This window comes from Phycisphaerae bacterium (assembly GCA_024102815.1).
In the GTDB taxonomy this organism is placed as follows: domain Bacteria; phylum Planctomycetota; class Phycisphaerae; order UBA1845; family UBA1845; genus JAGFJJ01.
Genome location: JAGFJJ010000070.1, coordinates 1 through 16,858, shown reverse-complemented (window position 1 = coordinate 16,858; position 16,858 = coordinate 1). Strand labels below are relative to the sequence as shown.

18 protein-coding genes, 1 tRNA gene and 1 pseudogene are annotated in these 16,858 nt (G+C 64.6%); 2 read left to right on the top strand and 18 right to left on the bottom strand.

The annotated features are described in order from the left end of the window. Positions 1-22: 22 nt before the first annotated feature. A complete protein-coding gene (gene rpiB / locus J5J06_17930) occupies positions 23-481 on the bottom strand; it encodes a ribose 5-phosphate isomerase B (GenBank protein ID MCO6438976.1) in 459 nt (152 codons plus the stop codon). Further along, entirely contained in the window at positions 478-1,596 is a 1,119-nt protein-coding gene (locus J5J06_17925; GenBank protein ID MCO6438975.1) for a threonylcarbamoyl-AMP synthase, read from the bottom strand. Before J5J06_17925 ends, rpiB begins: the two co-directional genes overlap by 4 nt. A 162-nt stretch (positions 1,597-1,758) precedes the next feature. On the opposite strand from J5J06_17925, the gene J5J06_17920 reads away from it, so the two are divergent. After that, positions 1,759-2,631 carry a sulfurtransferase gene (locus tag J5J06_17920; protein ID MCO6438974.1) on the top strand — a complete coding sequence of 291 codons (873 nt, stop codon included), beginning with the start codon at positions 1,759-1,761 and terminating at the stop codon, positions 2,629-2,631. Between the two features lie 70 nt (positions 2,632-2,701). Further along, a tRNA-Pro gene (locus J5J06_17915) sits at positions 2,702-2,775 on the top strand. Positions 2,776-3,093: 318 nt separating this feature from the next. On the opposite strand, the pseudogene J5J06_17910 reads toward J5J06_17915, so the two are convergent. From J5J06_17910 to J5J06_17835, 16 genes and pseudogenes are all read right to left on the bottom strand, one after another. Next, positions 3,094-4,224, bottom strand: a pseudogene (locus J5J06_17910) (tyrosine-type recombinase/integrase). A 143-nt stretch (positions 4,225-4,367) separates the two neighbouring features. Beyond that, positions 4,368-5,108, bottom strand: coding sequence for a hypothetical protein (locus J5J06_17905; GenBank protein ID MCO6438973.1), 741 nt, complete (start codon positions 5,106-5,108; stop codon positions 4,368-4,370). A 140-nt stretch (positions 5,109-5,248) separates the two neighbouring features. Further along, on the bottom strand, positions 5,249-6,934 hold the full coding sequence (locus tag J5J06_17900; GenBank protein ID MCO6438972.1) for a DUF853 family protein: 1,686 nt from the start codon (positions 6,932-6,934) through the stop codon (positions 5,249-5,251). Between the two features lie 6 nt (positions 6,935-6,940). Then, positions 6,941-7,141: a hypothetical protein gene (locus tag J5J06_17895; GenBank protein MCO6438971.1), complete on the bottom strand. Its 201-nt coding sequence runs from the start codon at positions 7,139-7,141 to the stop codon at positions 6,941-6,943. Beyond that, positions 7,138-8,286, bottom strand: a complete 1,149-nt coding sequence (locus tag J5J06_17890; protein ID MCO6438970.1) for a tyrosine-type recombinase/integrase — start codon at positions 8,284-8,286, stop codon at positions 7,138-7,140. Before J5J06_17890 ends, J5J06_17895 begins: the two co-directional genes overlap by 4 nt. Before the next feature lie 240 nt (positions 8,287-8,526). Next, a complete protein-coding gene (locus J5J06_17885) occupies positions 8,527-9,330 on the bottom strand; it encodes a hypothetical protein (protein ID MCO6438969.1) in 804 nt (267 codons plus the stop codon). A 12-nt stretch (positions 9,331-9,342) separates the two neighbouring features. After that, positions 9,343-10,065, bottom strand: a complete 723-nt coding sequence (locus J5J06_17880; protein ID MCO6438968.1) for an AAA family ATPase — start codon at positions 10,063-10,065, stop codon at positions 9,343-9,345. Positions 10,066-10,250: 185 nt separating this feature from the next. Beyond that, a complete protein-coding gene (locus tag J5J06_17875) occupies positions 10,251-10,637 on the bottom strand; it encodes a DUF1064 domain-containing protein (GenBank protein ID MCO6438967.1) in 387 nt (128 codons plus the stop codon). Then, positions 10,634-10,825: a hypothetical protein gene (locus tag J5J06_17870; GenBank protein ID MCO6438966.1), complete on the bottom strand. Its 192-nt coding sequence runs from the start codon at positions 10,823-10,825 to the stop codon at positions 10,634-10,636. Before J5J06_17870 ends, J5J06_17875 begins: the two co-directional genes overlap by 4 nt. After that, complete coding sequence (locus tag J5J06_17865; GenBank protein MCO6438965.1) at positions 10,822-13,077, bottom strand: hypothetical protein; 2,256 nt, start codon at positions 13,075-13,077, stop codon at positions 10,822-10,824. Before J5J06_17865 ends, J5J06_17870 begins: the two co-directional genes overlap by 4 nt. Continuing rightward, positions 13,077-13,397 (bottom strand): hypothetical protein, encoded by a 321-nt coding sequence (locus tag J5J06_17860; protein ID MCO6438964.1) that lies wholly within the window; start codon positions 13,395-13,397, stop codon positions 13,077-13,079. Before J5J06_17860 ends, J5J06_17865 begins: the two co-directional genes overlap by 1 nt. 77 nt (positions 13,398-13,474) lie before the next feature. After that, positions 13,475-14,245, bottom strand: coding sequence for an HK97 family phage prohead protease (locus J5J06_17855; protein MCO6438963.1), 771 nt, complete (start codon positions 14,243-14,245; stop codon positions 13,475-13,477). Then, positions 14,223-14,453 carry a hypothetical protein gene (locus J5J06_17850; protein MCO6438962.1) on the bottom strand — a complete coding sequence of 77 codons (231 nt, stop codon included), beginning with the start codon at positions 14,451-14,453 and terminating at the stop codon, positions 14,223-14,225. The genes J5J06_17855 and J5J06_17850 overlap by 23 nt, the downstream gene beginning before the upstream one ends. A gap of 8 nt (positions 14,454-14,461) precedes the next feature. Beyond that, positions 14,462-15,079 (bottom strand): hypothetical protein, encoded by a 618-nt coding sequence (locus tag J5J06_17845; GenBank protein ID MCO6438961.1) that lies wholly within the window; start codon positions 15,077-15,079, stop codon positions 14,462-14,464. A 352-nt stretch (positions 15,080-15,431) separates the two neighbouring features. Beyond that, positions 15,432-15,677: a hypothetical protein gene (locus tag J5J06_17840; GenBank protein ID MCO6438960.1), complete on the bottom strand. Its 246-nt coding sequence runs from the start codon at positions 15,675-15,677 to the stop codon at positions 15,432-15,434. A 599-nt stretch (positions 15,678-16,276) separates the two neighbouring features. Then, a complete protein-coding gene (locus J5J06_17835; protein ID MCO6438959.1) occupies positions 16,277-16,699 on the bottom strand; it encodes a hypothetical protein in 423 nt (140 codons plus the stop codon). Positions 16,700-16,858 lie beyond the last annotated feature (159 nt).

Here is a 16,858-nt window from a genome sequence, read left to right as displayed (position 1 = left end):
GGGCGCCCAAGTTACGCGGTCGCTACTGCGGTGCGCAATGTCCGTTCTGCTCAAACTGGGTGATCTTGTTCAGGCGGCGCTCGTGGCGGCCGCCTTCGTAATCGGTGCGCAGCCAGATGTCGACCACGCGGCGGGTGAGCTCCTCGCCGATGAGGTCGGAGGGAAGGCAGAGAATGTTGGCGTTGTTGTGCCGACGGGAAAGTTCCGCAGTGAGCTCATCGTGGCACAGGGCGGCACGGATCCCATGGACCTTGTTGGCCACCATGGACATGCCGATGCCCGTGCCGCAAAGGAGGATACCGCGATCTGACTGGCCCTGGGCGACGGACTTGGCGCCATTGAAGCCTGTGTCGGGATAGTCGCAGCTCTCCGTGTTCTCGCAGCCGAAATCGGTGACATCGTGCCCGGCCTTTTGAAGATAGGCCTTGATCAATTCCTTGGCGCGAAATCCGCGGTGGTCGCAAGCCAGAGCGATTCTCATGGTTCGATTTCCTCCAGCCGGGCACGGAGGCCCTGCTCAAGAATCTCCGCGCACTGCTCGTAATCCTGCGCGGTTCCTCCGATGGGGTCTTCGACGTCGCGATCGTGCAGCAGAAGCGCCACGCGATCGGCACTGCCGGGCTCCAGGGAGTTGACGGCATCGCGGTGGGCGGCAGTCATGGTGAAGCAATGGTCCGCCTGCCGCACCTGGTCGGCCGTGAGCAGCGTGGACACATGATCGTGCAGGTCGATCCCGCGCTCGAGCATGACCTCAATAGCGAACTCGGCTGCGCCGCCGCCGCCACCGGCCGTACCCGCCGATGATACCAGAACGCCGTGATCGGACAATTGCTCCATCGAGCAGCCCAGGCGTTCCGCGAGGAACTTCCGGGCAAGGGCGGCCGCCATCGGGCTGCGGCAGGTGTTCCCGGTGCAGACGAAGAGCAGGCGCAGCACGGCCATCCTTTGCACGGTACCGGCGTCCAGAACGCCTTCGCGAACGACCTCGAGCTGGCGTCCGCTGATACGAACGATGGTGGAGGGCTTGTTGTAGCGTGTCGGTCCTGTTCCGACGGCGAGGTCGACGGAGTCTCCAAGTGACTTCACCGCGGCCTCGAGTGTCGTCGGAGGGGACTCACCCGCGTGGTTGGCGCTGGACGCCACGACGGGACCACCCGCGGCGCGGAGCATGGCCAGAGCAAAGCGTTCGTCGGGACATCGCAGTCCCACGGCGCCGTTGTAGTAGACCGCGTCGAGCATGTTTGGGTCGAGTCGCCTGGCGATCGGGGCCGCCTCGGGATGAGGTTCGGGAAGAATGAGCGTAAGCGGTCCGGGCCAGGCCTTGCGAATGAGCCTTCTTGCGCGGCCGGAAATGCGGGGGACAAACTCAGATGCCGTCTCTTTGTCGCCAAGATGGACGGTAAACGCCTGATCGGCTGATCGCCCTTTGACCTCACGCAGTTTCGTGAGGGCAGCCGGGGTTACGCGGGCGGCAACGCCGTAGACGGTCTCCGTGGGGAAGATGACCAGGCCGTCGTTGTCGAGAACCTCGGCGGCACGTCTGGCCGCCGCGGTCGCGTCGTCACCGGCATCAAGTCGGATTTCCTTCGCGGCCATGGCCTGCTCCCGAACACCTGCGAATTGCGTGAGCCGCATATCCGGCGGCAACCAGTTGCGATAACCCTAGGAGCGTGGGCGATACTGTCAAGGAGTGGTCCGTGGCGGCTTGTGTCCGTACGGTGCTCGTGGATTCGAGCCGGTTGGGATAGAATCGCGGTCATGAACTTCCAAACACTGATATCCGTCGACGAGCTCAAGGCGCATCTCGGCGATCCGCAGGTGGCGATTGTTGACTGCCGATTCGCGCTGGACGACAAGCAGGCAGGTCGCCGGGCGTATCTCGAAGCGCACGTTTCCGGAGCGGTGTACGCGCACCTGGACGACGACCTCGCGGCACCCGTGATCGCCGGACGCACAGGACGGCACCCGCTGCCAAAGATCGAGGAGTTCGTGCGACGGCTGTCGCAGTGGGGTATCGACGATCGTGTGCAGGTCGTGGCCTACGACAACGCAGGCGGGGCGTTTGCGGCCCGGATGTGGTGGATGCTCCGCTGGCTGGGGCACGATGCGGCCGCCGTGTTGGATGGCGGTTGGAAGGCGTGGGTCGAAGCAGGCGGATCGATTGCTTCGGGAAATGAAGAACGGCCGACACGCCATTTCACGGCGCGAGCGCGGGCGGATCGGGCCGTGGCCACAGAGGAAGTTCTATCGCAGCTAAACGACAGCCGGTTGTTTCTCGTTGATTCCCGCGCGGCGGAGCGGTATCGCGGGGAAGTCGAACCGCTTGATCCTGTGGCGGGGCACATTCCCGGCGCGGTGAATCTGCCGTACGGAGAGAACCTCGCGGCCGACGGTCGATTCAAGAGCCGGGCAGAGCTTTGCCAACGTTTCGAAAAGGCCCTTGGACCGCGCGATGCCGGAAACGTCGCGTTCTATTGCGGTTCTGGCGTGACCGCATGCCACAACATCCTGGCATTTGCCCACGCGGGGCTCGGCGATGCGTTGCTCTATCCGGGTTCGTGGAGCGAGTGGGTGGCGGACGGGACGAGGCCGGTGGAAACCGGCGAGCACCGGTCCCCGCAGGGAAAGTAGGTGCCACCGCAAAATCTGGGTCTTGTCGACTTTGGTAGCCGAGCGGTCTTCTGGTAACTTGATTCGGTGACGGGGCGTGGCGCAGCCCGGTAGCGCGCTTGGTTTGGGACCAAGAGGCCGCGGGTTCGAATCCCGCCGCCCCGAGTGCGATTTTGCTCGAAAATCCCTATTTTTATAGGTTGAACTCGTGTTTCGAGCCTTAACTGATTTGTTCGGCTTATGGTCGGAAATGGACTCAAATGGACACGGTTGGCCAGAGCTTAATGCAACGGGGCGTGCAACATTTTTCCGCCGCCCGGTTTTGCCCTTCTGCGCGTGCGCTTGGTTTTCCGATGCAACCGAGCGCCCGTCCGTGCCTGTCGCCTGGAGCCGTTCCGGCTCCGCCTCGGCCTTCGGCTTCGGGGGTGTGATGTCCGGCAGCTTGCCGATCTCCGCCCACAAGTCGAGCAGTCGGAAGTCCGAATAGTGCTTCATCGTCACACCCGAGGGCGAGTGCCGGGCCAGCCGGACCCGGGCCCGCTCATCCACGCCGTGCAGCATCAGCCACGTGCAGTACGTTGTGCGCAGTGCATGGCGGTCAATAGCTCGGCCGTGGTCATCGCGGATCGGGATCCCCGCGCGTTCCAGGTCGCCTTTCAGGTGCAGCTTCTTGCCGTCCCGCATGTAGTCGCGTCCCGTGAGCGTAGCGCAGCGGGGCACCGTCGGGATTACCTTGTCCGTTGGCTTCGCTCCCTTGGACTTGGCGTCTTTCAGAGCCTTGCCCAGGGCCGGATGGATGGGCAGCTCGTCGGCTCGGCCTGCCTTCGTTGTTTCCGCCCGGAGTGAGATCGCCGGACGTTTGCCACCTAGTTCAACGTCCCGCCACTCCAGGGCCGCGATCTCGCCCGCCCGCAGGCCGGTGTACAGGGCGAGCGTGTAGAAGAGCCTACGCGGCTCGGACGCGCCCAGGAGCTGCTTTGCTTCATCGATGGTGAGGGCCCGGCGCTTCCGGCGAATATCGCCGCGGGCCTCGGCGCGTTTCACGCGGGCGACAGGGTTTCGTGCGGTCAGCTCCACCGTGGTCATCGCCCATTCGCCTAGGCCGTACATGATCGAGCGGTACTCGTTGACCGTCTTCGGGGCCTTGCCGCGGTCCGCCAGCTTGCCGAGGGCCTTGCTCACCCGCTCCGTGGTGAACTCTGCCAGACGGCCGATTTCGCCTTCGTCGATGAACCACTTGCCGACAGCGAGCACTTGCCGGACGTATGCCCGGGAGCGTCGCCGCTGACGAATGGTCTGCACGTAGCGGGCGACGATTGTGCGGAAGGACATCGAGGCGGCTTCCACCTGGGGATCGACCAGACCGGCGGCCTCGCGTTCCACGCGCTTGAGGATCTGCCGGAGCAGGGAGTCCGCCACGTCAACGTCGGTCACCTTGTTGCCGGTGGCCAGCCGGAGCACGTGGCACTGCGGCTTGCCTTTCGCATCGCGGTACCGGGCCCAGTAGAACTGCGTCTGCACGGTCACCTTGCGCCCGTTGACAATGCGGGTCACCGTCGGGCGAAACACCGTCCCTTTTGAGCGTCGCCGCGTGCGTCGTCTTGCTTTTGCCATTGCTCTGCTCTCCCTCTGTCCCACGCGCTGGGATTGGCGAGCGTACGGCGCCGACCGTGCGGCCCGCCTTCCTCGCCTTCCGGCCGCAGAGACGGCCGTGAATATTCATGTCCTTATTGCCCGTCCGCCGCTGCGGGCGGTTGTCACCGGTTCCTGTCCTCTACGATCAGCGGCTTGCCCTCGGCGTCAAACAGGTCCAGAACGGTCACTTCCACGATGAAGTCGCTTCGCTCATCGAAGGGGATCTTCGTCCGCCATTCCGAATCGAACTGCCTGGTAAGGTGCCATTCGACTAGTTCCCCGGGCTCGACGCCGCCGGGTATCTCATAGGAAAATCTGCCCTCGAACCAAGGTACCGCTCGCCCGGGGCTTTTGATGACGCAATCGAACCGCACCTTCGAGATCGGAACGGCCGTGTTGTTCTCGACTTCGAGGTCCAAGACTACGTCGTTGAAAATACCGTCACTGCGGCGAACGGATGCCCGCAGCACACGGAGCTGATTCGAGGTCGAATCAGGTGCAGGCGGAGGCTGTTCTGTCTGCGCGGGCTCGAGCTCGGCGACTCTTGCCTCCAGGAGCGCGACCTGTGCGTTGCATTCGCCGAGTCGGTTCGCTTGCTCTTCCAGTCTGGCGGAGGTTGCCGTGCACGTTTGGAGCTTGTCCAGGGCACGCGCCTTTTCGTTGGTGCACTGCTTCAGCCCTGCTTCCGCTTCGCCTTGCTTCAAGGTCGCGCTGTTGAGCGCAGCCTCGCATTCGACGAATTGATCCTTCGATCGCCCTTCCACAAACAGAAGCCCGATCAGGAATCCGAAGACAAGGCCGATCACTCCCGCGATACCCACGGGCAGGAGTAGGCCGGACCGTTGCTTTGTTTCATCCGCCATTCACGGGCTCCCTCTTGCAGCCTCTGGGTTGGCCGATCGCTTCGACGTCGGCGCCTCGGCAGGCGATTCTCGCGTTTCCCCGTCCCGGATGTCTTCCCGCCTGCCGATCGTCGCTCCTGGGCCAACGTAGCGGCTTCGTTTCATTCGAACAGCTCGTCACTGGCCCGGAGGTCGCCCGACTTGGAGACCAGCTCAAGCGTCCGCAGCTTTCCAAGGTAGGTTCCGAATGTCCCCGACGCAGCGGAAAGGCCTGCGCGTTCGGCGGCTTCCTCGCGGGCGAGCGAAGCCGGGTAGGCTTCACAAACCACGTCGAAGAGGCGTCTGATTCCACTCTGCCCGAGCCGCTGTTGCCAGTAGGCGCGCAAAGCGGGGCCGGTGGGCAGCGGCTCGAATTCGCCTAGGGTAGTGATTCCTGCGTTGGTCGCGCGCAGCTCGCCCCGACTGCCTTCGATCAGGCCCTCCGCTCGCAATTGGCCGAGATACGTTCCGAACGTGCCGCTCGAGGCGGACAGACCCGTTAGGAGGGACATCTTGCGATCGCTCATCGCTCCGAATTGGGCCAAAGCGGAGAGCATGCGTTGCTTACCTCCGCCGAGCCGACCATTTTCGTGAGCCCGGGAAGATGGTGCGGCATCGGGTGCCGTCGTCGGCGTGGCCGGACGGGATCGCGGACGATGCCGCGCCGCTGGACCATTCCTCACCGGCGGGACTTCCGGAGCCGCGGCCCGGGCCAGCTCGGCCATGACGCCATCGAGTACGGAGCGAATCGCCACCGTCGCTGTCTTCCGGCCGGCGTCGAATCCTCTCCGATAGCCGGCGGCTTCTGCGGCCGTGAGTGCGGATTCATCCGGTGCGGACGTCTCCGGTCGGCACCGAAGCTCCGCCTCGAGTGCCGCAATGCGTTTTCGCAGCTTCGCAGGGTCGGAGGCCTCTGCTGCCTGGATGGACTGCGACAGTTGCCCGCGCAGTTTCTCGAGGTCGACGGGCGACCAGTGCTTCGGCTCCGCCCGCTTGCGGCCGAGTTTCGGCGTCGATGAGGAGTCGAAGGTCCGCTTCGTGCGGATCGCCACGCGGGCGAACGTGTCGCCACTCCAGAACCAAGCCTCGCCCGTAGGCAGGGTCGGCAGCGATTCCCAGAAGTCCCGCACGTGCTCCGGCGCGTCGTGCACGTCGACCCAGGCGCGGACCGCGTCCTTGTCCTGCGGCCCCTTGGTTCGGACACAGACCAAGCACTCGGTCTGTGTCAGCACGTCCTTGTTAATCGCTGCCGAACGTTGCGTGATGAGCGTCACGCCGATACCCCGGGCGCGGCCGCGCCGCACCAAGTCATCGACGGCGCCCATGCACCGGGCCGAAGAGGCCTGCACCCGCTGTGGACAGAAGGCATCAGCTTCGTCGATCATCAGGTGGAGTGCGTCGCGGTTCTTCTGGTAGAGCCGCTCGGCGAAATCCGCAACGAATTGCCGCTGCGCGGTCTTGCTCAAGTGCCCGACGGACAGAACCGCGTTGATGCGATGGTCAATGATGGCGTCGGCGATCTGCCGGCCGTCGGCGCCGGTCACGGGCACGTCCTGGCGATCTCCACCGAACACTACAACCGGGTAACCTTCGCGCTTCCCGTCGGCAGAGGCGCGGAGCCCCCACCAGACATCGAGCGGATCGAGGATTACCACGTGCTGTTTCGCGGCGAGCATTTCCTCGGCGAGGACGCCGGCGATATACGTCTTGCCGGCGCCTCGCTTGCCAAGGATGGAGATCGTGTCCGTGGCCGCCTCGTCGGGCAGCTCGAACCAGCGGGATCCACACTTACCAAGTCGTAGCGACATATTGCGTCAGCTTTCTCCGACGGCCTCATTCCATCGCCGGATCAGCTCGTGGTTGCCTTCGAGCCGCATGGGATAATCTGCCGGCCGGCGGACGCCGGGTATTCCGTCGACGATCAGCACGGGCGATCCGTTGCGGACGGTGAGCGTACCCGTGAGCAGTCCGCCCGGTAGGCCGACGCGGACCCGAGCATCGGCTTCAGGGGTCACGATGCCACCGCCTTTCCGGCGGCTGCAAAACCGCGTCGAAACTCCCTCAAAACCGACCCCACGGGATCCGTCGCCACGTAGCCGTTGGCCACTGCCCAGAGGTAGAACGCGCCGATCGCGGCCAGGCGGGCTTCCAATGTCCGCTGGCAAACAGCCACCCGCTGATCTTCCAGGTAGCCCCGGATTGCGGCCGGCGTCGCCCGCTCCAGAGGGCCAACGCCCTCGCGAAGATGTTGAAGGCAATAGACATACCGTTGAACCATACGGGCCGGTTTGCCACGTTCCACCGCAAGGAAATCAGCGAACCGCTTGAGCAGGTTGCCCCGGCGGCGGAGCACTTTGGACGTCGGCGGGCTCTGGGCACGCTTAAAGGCCTTGGTGTAGGCATCGAACCGCCGGCGGGCGGCCACGCAAGTGTATCGCTGCGTCGTGGCGATGCTCACGTGCCCGAGCAGCTCCTGGACGAAGCGAAGATCGGCGCCGCCGTCCAGGATGTGCGTTGCAAAGGCATGTCGCAGCGCGTGGGGAGTTACCTCGCGGATCCCCACCGCACGGCACCGTGCGGCAAGCATTCGGCGGATGGAGCGGGCGTCAATCTGATCGCCGGAGCGGTTCAGAAACACCGGTCCCGCTTCGCGGTCGCCGAGGTACTGTTTGAGCAGCTCGAGGGCCTGCGACCCCACGGGGCACGTGCGGACCTTCCGCCCCTTGCCGCGCACGCGGATCAGCTCGTCGGTCCAGCGAATGTCTGTCACGTCCAGGCTGACAGCTTCAGACACGCGGAGCCCGGCGGAGTAGATCAGGCTGAGTAATGCTCGGTCACGTTCGGCGGATGCCCCCGACCACGGGGAATCGAGCAGGGTATCGACTTCATCGCGGGTCATGCCTCGGGGGAGCAGTGCGTCGGGCTTCGGCGCCTTGATGTTGGCGAACGGATTGCCTTCGACGCGTCCGCGGCGCACCGCCCAGGTGTAGAAACTGCGGAGGATGGTCACCCGCTGCTGGACGGTTGCGGTGGCGTATCGCTCGCGCAGGTTGCCAACGTAGGCGCGGGCATCGTCCCGCGTGGCCGTTTCCAGGGCGGGCACGATGCGGGCGAATTCTCGGACGGCGGTCCGAGCGGCGCGGATGCTGTGAATGGACAAGGCCCTGCTGAATTGGATGTGGGCGATGTAGTCGGCGAGCAGTGCGGGGAGGGGTTCACCTTCACGTGGGCAGCCGGGCGCAAGCTGTCCTAACCGCCTACTGGAAGCGGCGCGGTCCTCGCGGTTGCCGCCAACTTGTGCCCGGTGTTTTCGTAGCGTGGCGTGTTCTCCAGTAGTTCTTAGGACTTGCCAAGTTGCCTCAGCTCGCCGCCCATGTCAAGCAGAATTCCCCCGGCAGGCTCAGAAAGGCACGAGCATGCCCGGTGCCTGCTCAGTGAATTTCTCCCAGTCGGAAGGGGTCAACTCCTGGGCGGCGCGGCCCGGGAAGAGCTCGCCGAGGATCCGGAACCACTCGCGTTCGAGCGTGGCCGGTTCCGTGTCCGGGATGATGTTTCCGAAGAATTCCCACGCTTCCTGTTGATTCTGCGGCGTCGCTGTCGCCGTGGGCGCGGTCGACGAAGAGGCCGGCCTGGCGGCCGGCGGCCGTGCAGGTGGCGGAGCTCCGCGTGTGGTCGTTTCGTTGGCCGGGGCCGGTGGAGCCGCGGGCGCCGGTCGAGCGGCCTGCGCTGGTCTCGCGGGCGCGGCGCCGCCCGAGAAAGCCCGCAGCTTCGGATTCAACTGCGCGGCCAGGGATTGCATGAGCGCCGCATCGGCGTGCGGCACGCCCCCGCCGGCGTAGTCCGCCGGATTGAGGAACTTCACGCGCATCCGCTGTTGACCCTCGAATTCCTCCCAGTCGCAGGAAAGCTGCACGTCCACGTCTCGGAGGTTGGCCTGTTCGAACCAGCGCACGTCGAGCCCGTCCCAGCCGAGCGCGTCCCGCAGGGCGTTGATCGTATGCTGGTTAAGGCTGCCGTCGCGCTTCTGGATGAAGTGATAACCGCAGATCGACACGTCTTCGTCGATCGGCAGCCACTCGCCGTGAACGAGCTCCGCGATGCACTGGTAGTTCACGACTACTGTTGCCAGCCTCATGTCACCGAGCAGTGTAAGGCCGCTTTCAATCACCCTTGCTTTGTACCGTCCCGGTCTCTGGGGAAGCATTCCTTTGCACTCCTATAATGTCAGCAGCAGTTGCCACAATGTTTGATCGAACTTGACCAGGGGGATCGGCTCGGCGAGCACGCGCGACTTGGCCATGCAGTGCGGCAGCTCCGCCGGGTAGATCGTCCGCGTCCCGCTGCCCTGGCCTTTCCCCTCGGCCACGTTGATGTCGTAGCCGACGAAAAGAACATGATCCGCCCATTCGCGGACCCGCAAGCGAATTGATGCCTTGCCCGACGGCGGAGATTGCAGCCGGGGCTCATAGCGGAGCCAGTCCTGCCCGGCCGGGTTCGGGCAGTTGGTGACGCAATCATGGCACACAAGAACCGCGTGCCGTCCGGCCCGGGCATGGGCATCGAGGGCGTTGAGCAGCTCGGCGAACACGTCAAAGACGAAACTATAGCCCTTCCCGAAGGGGTAGTCCTCGAGCCGCGTCACCCGCTGCTTGGTTTTCTCGTGCGGTATCGTTGCGAGCACGTGGCGCGTGGCCAGTTGCTCCCCGAGTGTGGCGGTGTCCACAACGATAGTGCGAATCGACTCCCATCCCGGCGCGTGCAGCGCGTTGAGCATTGCCGACCAGGTCGGCGCGGCCACGGTGCGGATCCCCTCGCGCGTCTCGGTGGGCAGTTGGGATTGCAGCACGGGGAGCGATCCGTCCAGGTCGAAGACGGCCACGGGCCCGGGCGCAGTAACGGCCAAGCTGGTCTTGCCGATGCCACCGGGCCCATACAACACAATGCGGTGTCCGTGCTTTGCGGCGATCCCGCCGAAGGAAACCGGCGCGGATGGTCTGCTCGGTGCACGTCCCGGCGGTCCAGCCGGCGGAGCAGTCCGTCGGCCGTTGCTGTTGTCCGCGGGTCGCTGAGGCGGCGCCTGCCGTTGGGGCGGAGCGGACCGCGTCGGTTGTTGCGGCGGCGCGGTCATTCAACTCCCCTCGGCCTCGCCGGCAGTCGCTCGGCCTCATGCAGCTTGCCACGGGCGGCCTTGTAGATCCTCATTTCCAACGCGCTGTACTTGGGCCATAGTTGCCGGACCTTGCGAAAAGCCGGCGTCTCGACGCCCTTGACTTCCTCGCACCACGCCCGTGGGTATGGCGAATCGCCGTCCCACGCGAACACCAGGAAGTCAATCATGGTAGAGAAGTCGGGGCCCAGTGGAATCCGCACTTGCCGCAGCCAGCCAGCGATATGTCCGCCTCGCTGGAGGGCGTCGAGCTCCATCGCCCGCAGGGCTTCGGCCTTGCTGTCGTAAGTGAATCCGCGGTATTCCGTTCGCTGCGCGTTGAACTTGTGACGGAGCGCTGTCACTGTTTCAGCTTCCTTGCCTCTATTGCGTGCCGGAGCGTTTCCAGGTCGTTTTCACCGAGCGGGCCCTGGCCGATGGCATCAAGGTATCCGGCGATATAGGCCGTTAGTTGTCCGTGGGCATGTGTGCTGGCCATGAAGGCGGTCAATGCGTCCTCGATTACGGCGGTGCGTTCTCGCGCCTTGGTCATCGAAGATCGAGCTCCAGCATCCCTGTGACGATCTCCGTGGTCCGCTTGGCGAAGTCCAGGCGTCGCTCGGTCACCACGCTGCGCACCTCGCGGAAAATCTGCCCGGCGCGGATGTTCAGCACCAGCGTGCCGATGTCCGGCGTGGGCTCCAGCCCCGGCGCGGTGTACACCAGGGCCGCGCGCAGCTTGTGAAACCATGCCTTGGCCAGCGCCGCCGTCTGCCGCAGGCGGTCGGTATCGTCACGCACCACGCGCGGCCCCGTCCAGAACTGCAGGCTGCCGTTGGCGTTGGTGCCGATCACCGTGGTGGGCGCCATGATCCACACTTCGCAGTCGGGCACGTCGATCACGAGCTCCCGGTGGCGATAGGTCGGCCGCTCGCCCAGCGACGGCAGGGTTTCCACCACCATCGGCCGGCTGTCCGTGCGCACCGCGATGGTGGCCACGATATAGCGGTGGTCGTAGAGCGGGTCGGCTGACGGGTAAGGTTTTGTTGGTGAATCAAACGTGCCCTTGCCAATGAGGTGCGCCGGAGTGCATTCGACGCGGACTTCCATGTCACGGTCCGACATGCGCAGGTGACAGCCACTCTTTGCCATGTCGCCGCGTGTAAAGTACGGATCGGCGCCGCCGGCGGGCTTCAGGGCACCTTCGAGGCGGAGGAAGACCAACGGTTTTTCGTAGGCTGGTAGCGTCGACTCGAAGCCCTCATCAGCCTGGGCCACAAAGGGCAGCACGTCATCTATCTTCTTGCCCGCCAGCCAGGTGGCCTCGTTGTGCTGATCCAGTTGAATGTTGCCCGACAGGTCGAAGCTGGGATTGAGGCTGGTGTTGTCCAGTGGCAGCTTCCAGGTGAATTCGCGGTCCGCCTCAAAACCCAGTCGAAACGCGCACCAGACCCGGTCGTAGATCATCCGCTTGCGTTCTTCGTCGTTGGCCGCGGCCTTGTAGGCCGCCTCTTCGCTGGCCGTCCAGGCCTTGCTCATGCTGGCCAGGTTGTAGACCACGTCGAGCCCTGGGGAGGCGCTGAAGCAAGAGAGAAGCCGCTCGCCGCGGACAATCAGCCGCTCGTACCGGTCCACGGTGTCGATCACCACCCGCGCCCGCTTGCCGTGCCCCTCGTCGATGTTCAGTTGCTCGATCACGGGATTGCCGGGCAGCGTCTCGTTGCCCACGGCCACGTCCTCGTCCAGCAGGGAGAACAGCTCGATGCCGATCGGGGCCCGGGTATCGGGCAGCCCCACGCGCTGTCCGGCCACGGCCAGGGGGTCGCCGTAGTCGCCGCTGTGCTCGCTCCACGTGAAACGCCCGGAAATCCCCCGCCGCCGGTCGATCAGCTCGTTGATCATCGACCACACGTTGCGCCGGTCGGGGTCCAGCGTGGGATACAGCCGCTGCAAGTAGTTGTGCAAAGCGTCCGGCGGGTCGGCCAGGTTAGGATCCCAGCCGTCGATGCGGAAAGCCGCGTCCCGCACCGCGTTCTCATACACCCCGCTGGGATCGTTGCTCCAGTACAGCAGGTATTCCAGGATGTCCATCGTCGACCAGTAGGCCGGAGCGGCGTCACCGTATAGAAAGCTGGCGAACCCGTACGAAACCCCCTCGCTCGCCAGGTCGACCCAGCGCGGCGCGGTAATGCGTCCCGCGGAGCGGTTCGGGCGGGTGTGGAACCCGTGGCGCATCCGCTCGTTGAACATCGGGGTCCAGTCCAGCGGGTAGGCATCGCCGGCGTTCTCGACCCAGCCCCGCCACACCTGCCGCCGCTCCAGGATGCTCTCCAGCCCGGCGCACTGGATGGTCTGGTAGCCGCTGGCGTCCGGGGTGCCGCTCTGGGGCACGCCCAGCAGCTCCAGTTGGTCCGTCTGGATCACCCCCAGCCACACCGTGTGATACCGGGCACCCGTCCGCCGGCTGGAAATATCCGGCGACACCACGATGGCCACGTACAGGTCGGTCACGTCGAGCGGGTTGAAGACCTGGTACTGGAAGTTGGTCAGCAGGCGGTTGTCCTCGCGGCGCAGCACGCCGAAGTCGTAGCGCAGCTCGGCCGTGCTCCGCCCGGGAAACGCCGAAATCGTCGCCTTGATGGGCGTCAGGTAGGGAATCAGCGTCCAGTTGTCCAGTTGCTGCGCCTCGGCGTTCCAGCCCCGCCGCACCCACACGGACAGCCCCTGCCGCCCGGCCACGGTCCCCGCGGTCGGCGCCGTGGCCGTCGATACCCCCGCCGGTCCGCCGATGGTCACAGAAGGCATCAGTTGGCTCCAACTCTGAATGTTGTGGGCTTGCCGGTTCGCTCGCCGTTGTGTCCGCGGAGACCAGGCAGAACGCAGCGGTTGCACTTGAAGTAGCGCATGTCGCGGAGCGTGCCGATTTGTTTGATGTCCTCGCTCTGGCAGTAAGGGCAGAAGACCGTGCCGCTCCGGTAGTCGGCGCGCACAAGGCGGATGCCAGACTCGAGTTCTCCCCGGCTCAGTGGTGTGTTGACGGCATAGTCGACTTCTGGCGGCACGCCCGTGGGCGGACTGATCGCCGGCGGCGATGGTGGCGTTGATTTGACGGGTTTTTTGGGCACTTCATTCTCCATCCGATGGGGGGCGGGCGGCGGATGAGCGACCAACGCCGGCCCAGCCCCCCGGGCCGGAGGGTCAATCAGACCGTGGCCATTTCGCCGCGGGTGAATACTTCTGCCGTGGTTTGTTGGTCGGCTCCGACGGGCACGAAGCTGACTTCAAGCAGCTTGGTCTTGCTGAAGATCAGCGCCGGCCCTTGAATGGTCCGGCCATTGATTGTTGCTGTGGCACCCTCAGACAGTTCACGTACTTCGGCGATGGCGAAGCCAATACTCATATTCCAGTTAAAGCCGTCCAGCCCAACGGCGGACACTTCCCGGCCGGCAGGGGTCTCAAGGGTGATTGTTCCTTCGATGTTCAGCCGCCCAGCGGTTTTGTCGAATCGCGTCGCCTGCCCCACGATTTGCCCGGGGTCATGGTCACGGAGGACCGCGATCGTGCGGGTCGGCACCTCCAACCCGGCAAGGTCGATGATCACGTTGCGACTGCCATATCGGACGGGGGCACCGCTGTACGCGATCCCTCGGAATTGTTTGCCCTTCACTTCGGCGTCGCCTGCCTGAAGGGTGATTGCGTTGGTGGCGGCGCGTAGCTCGACACGCGACTCTGGGACGAGTTCCACGTTCGCAAGAAACCGCTCCACCGCGGCCTGGTCCGTAACGTCGCCCGTGAAGCCATTGAATCGTGCGGCCGAATTTCGCTGCAGCGCAGCCTTGCGCGCGTCCTCGCGGGCGGCGCGCTGGTATGCGGTCACGGTCCCGTACAGCCCTTGGAGTTCAGAACTTGCGCCGAAATCCCTTTCCGCCTGTAGATCCACCGCCACTTCGTCAATCCAGTCCAATCGTGCCATTGAAGCTGACCCTCCCTGGTCCTGCGGCCTCGGCCTGCCTGAGCAAGTCAAGTGCCATTTTCTTGTCACTGATCTCGATTGCCATGCCGCCGAGCATTACCCTCCTCTTCCGCAGGGGGAACTGATCCGCCTCCAATTCCTCGATCAATGCTCTGACCTCGGCAGCGCTGGCCGCGTCAAGGTTCACGATGTCCGCGCCGTCCTTCATTATGCACCTCAGCCTGCCACTGGCTCCGCGCTCAGTTCTTGCTCGAGCTCAGTAATTCTCTGCTGCAACTGCGCCACGCCGCGGGAGGGCAGCGTATGAACGCCTCTCGCAAGGTCGTCCCTGAGGCGCGCGAGCATTGCTTCTTTCGCCGCTCGCGTCTCTGCCTGGCGGGAGGCTTGATGCGACGCAGCCGCCTCCGCGCCGATGGTTGAAATATCGCCGAATTCGCGCCGCAGTCGCTCCAAGGCCCGTGAAGATTCTGTAAAGGCTGCCTGTGCCTGTGCGCGGTCAGCCTCGGCCTGTTGCCGCTGCTCCTGGAACTCGAGGACCGCCGCTTCATGCTGTTCTTGAAGGTGTCGGAGTCGCATGCCGGCGGCCTTCGAGTCCTTGAGCCGCTCGTCCAGTTGGCCGGCGAGGGCCTCGAGGGCGGCACACTCCTCGTGGCGACGCACGTCATTCTCAAGTTGCTCAAGGGGGATGCCCAGGGCATTGAGCTCGTCAGCAACCGCTTGCGGGTCGCCGTCGCCTTTCAGGACCCGGTCGATCAGCTTCGCGTAGCGTGTTCCACGATCCGCCTCGGCCGCCGCTTTCCGCCCGCTCAGAACCTCCCTGATCGCTTCTAACATCGCTCATCTCCTTAGCGCGTTCTTTGCATTTACATACCTAATTCTTGCACCATACAACCGCACTCAATTGTGTGAGTTCACTCGTGTCTCACTCTCGGACGTTTGATCTTGGCAACCTCCTTGGCAACCCATTTTTTTGAACAATTATTTCATTTTTCGCCCGCCATCGCCCGACCCGCGCGCCACGCCTCTGGGAAGGACCCAAGAGGGGGGGGCGGGCCTTCCAGGCCACACCTTTGACCCGCCTTTTTCACCCGTTTCGGACCGCTTTTTCTGGTGGTCGCTCATCACGTTGCCTGCTCCGCTTGCTGTGGCCGCTCTAGCCGCGTGATCTGGGCCTCGGGAGTCCAAACTACCCGAGGATGCCGATCGTGCTGTGGCGAGCCTTACAGTCGCTTTCCTGGCGGCCGCTGGTACACGAGCCACCCGGCCCGTGAATCAACGTCGAAGCGGCAGTCACAAAACCGCCAACGTTCTCTTCGATCTCCCGCCGCAGTGCGGAAACAAGCACGGTTTCGCCGTCTTTCCCCCTGATTCTCGCAGCTTTGGTCATTGAACGGCGGATCAATTGGTCGAGTTGATCATTGTCGGGTTTCATAGGTCTGATTCTCCGCCATGTTGTAAGGTGTTCAATGGTCTGAACTGCTACCCGTAGCAGGTTCGTCGAATTTCCTTCCGGTTCCCAATGCCGCGGTGAGTAGGTGAGCGATCAGCACTTCTGCATTCCGCTCCGGCAGTTCGATCGTGTCGTATCGCCGTCCGCAGATCGCGCATCGCCGTCGGCGGCGCCGGATTGGAAGTCCAGCTACAGCCGCCGAACCGATCACGGGATCGTCCGGCATTGCCTCGCGCCGGCATTGGCAGCGTGGCCTCAATGTCGGCCCTCCGTTGCAACCCACACGACGGCCGCGCGTCCGCTTGGCGTTGGCCGAGTCCGGCCGGAATCCCGGGCCAACCCGGCGATAACCAAGCGATTCCTCCTGGCGACCTCCGATGTCACCGGGATGCCGGTGGCAGCCTGGATCTCGGCGTCCGTCGCGCCCCATGCTCCGCGTCTTTTCAAGCACTCGAGAACGAGCCGCTCCTGCCGCCCGCTCACCGCCTCGGGCAGCGAGTCCGCCGCCGCTCGGCTTGTCCTGCTGAACGGGGCACAAGCCAGCGGCTCTGTGAATGGGAGGCACGGCTGGTGCGACACGGTCACCTCTTGCCCCCCTCCTGCGTCGGCACCGGCCCGAGGTCCGCGCCGCAGGCCGAGCATTCGACGCGCCCCACGATTTCACCGCGGTTTTTATGGCGGCACGTGGCCGGGTCGATGCTCACGGTCATGCCAGGGAAAGTTCGAGCCGCCTGGGCGGAGAAGGGCGCGAGCGACGCCCACCGGTGCAGGAGCACACCGATGCGAAAGCTTGCCGGGTCTGCCGCCTTTAACGCAGCCGACCTCGCCCGCAGTTCCGCCACAGGATCCGCCCCCGAGGCAGCGGCGAGTTCACGAATCTGCGCGGCCCATCGGGTGAGGGAGCCGCTTGACGGCCCGACGATGCGGAAGATTTCCGCAATCGCGTGTTCCAGCACGTTTCCTTCATCTTCCTCCGCGAGCGCAACCTCCCCCCCCTGGACCACGTTCGCTTCGCGGGGGGGGATCGCTGATATGTCTGAAGAGTTAGATGCGCCGGTCAAAACCGGCAAGGAGAAGCGAATGAAAGAGTCGCACGGAAAAGGCCCAGCCAGCCATTCCGGCCCCGAGTCATGTAGCGTCGATCGCGAGGTCGCCGCTGAAGC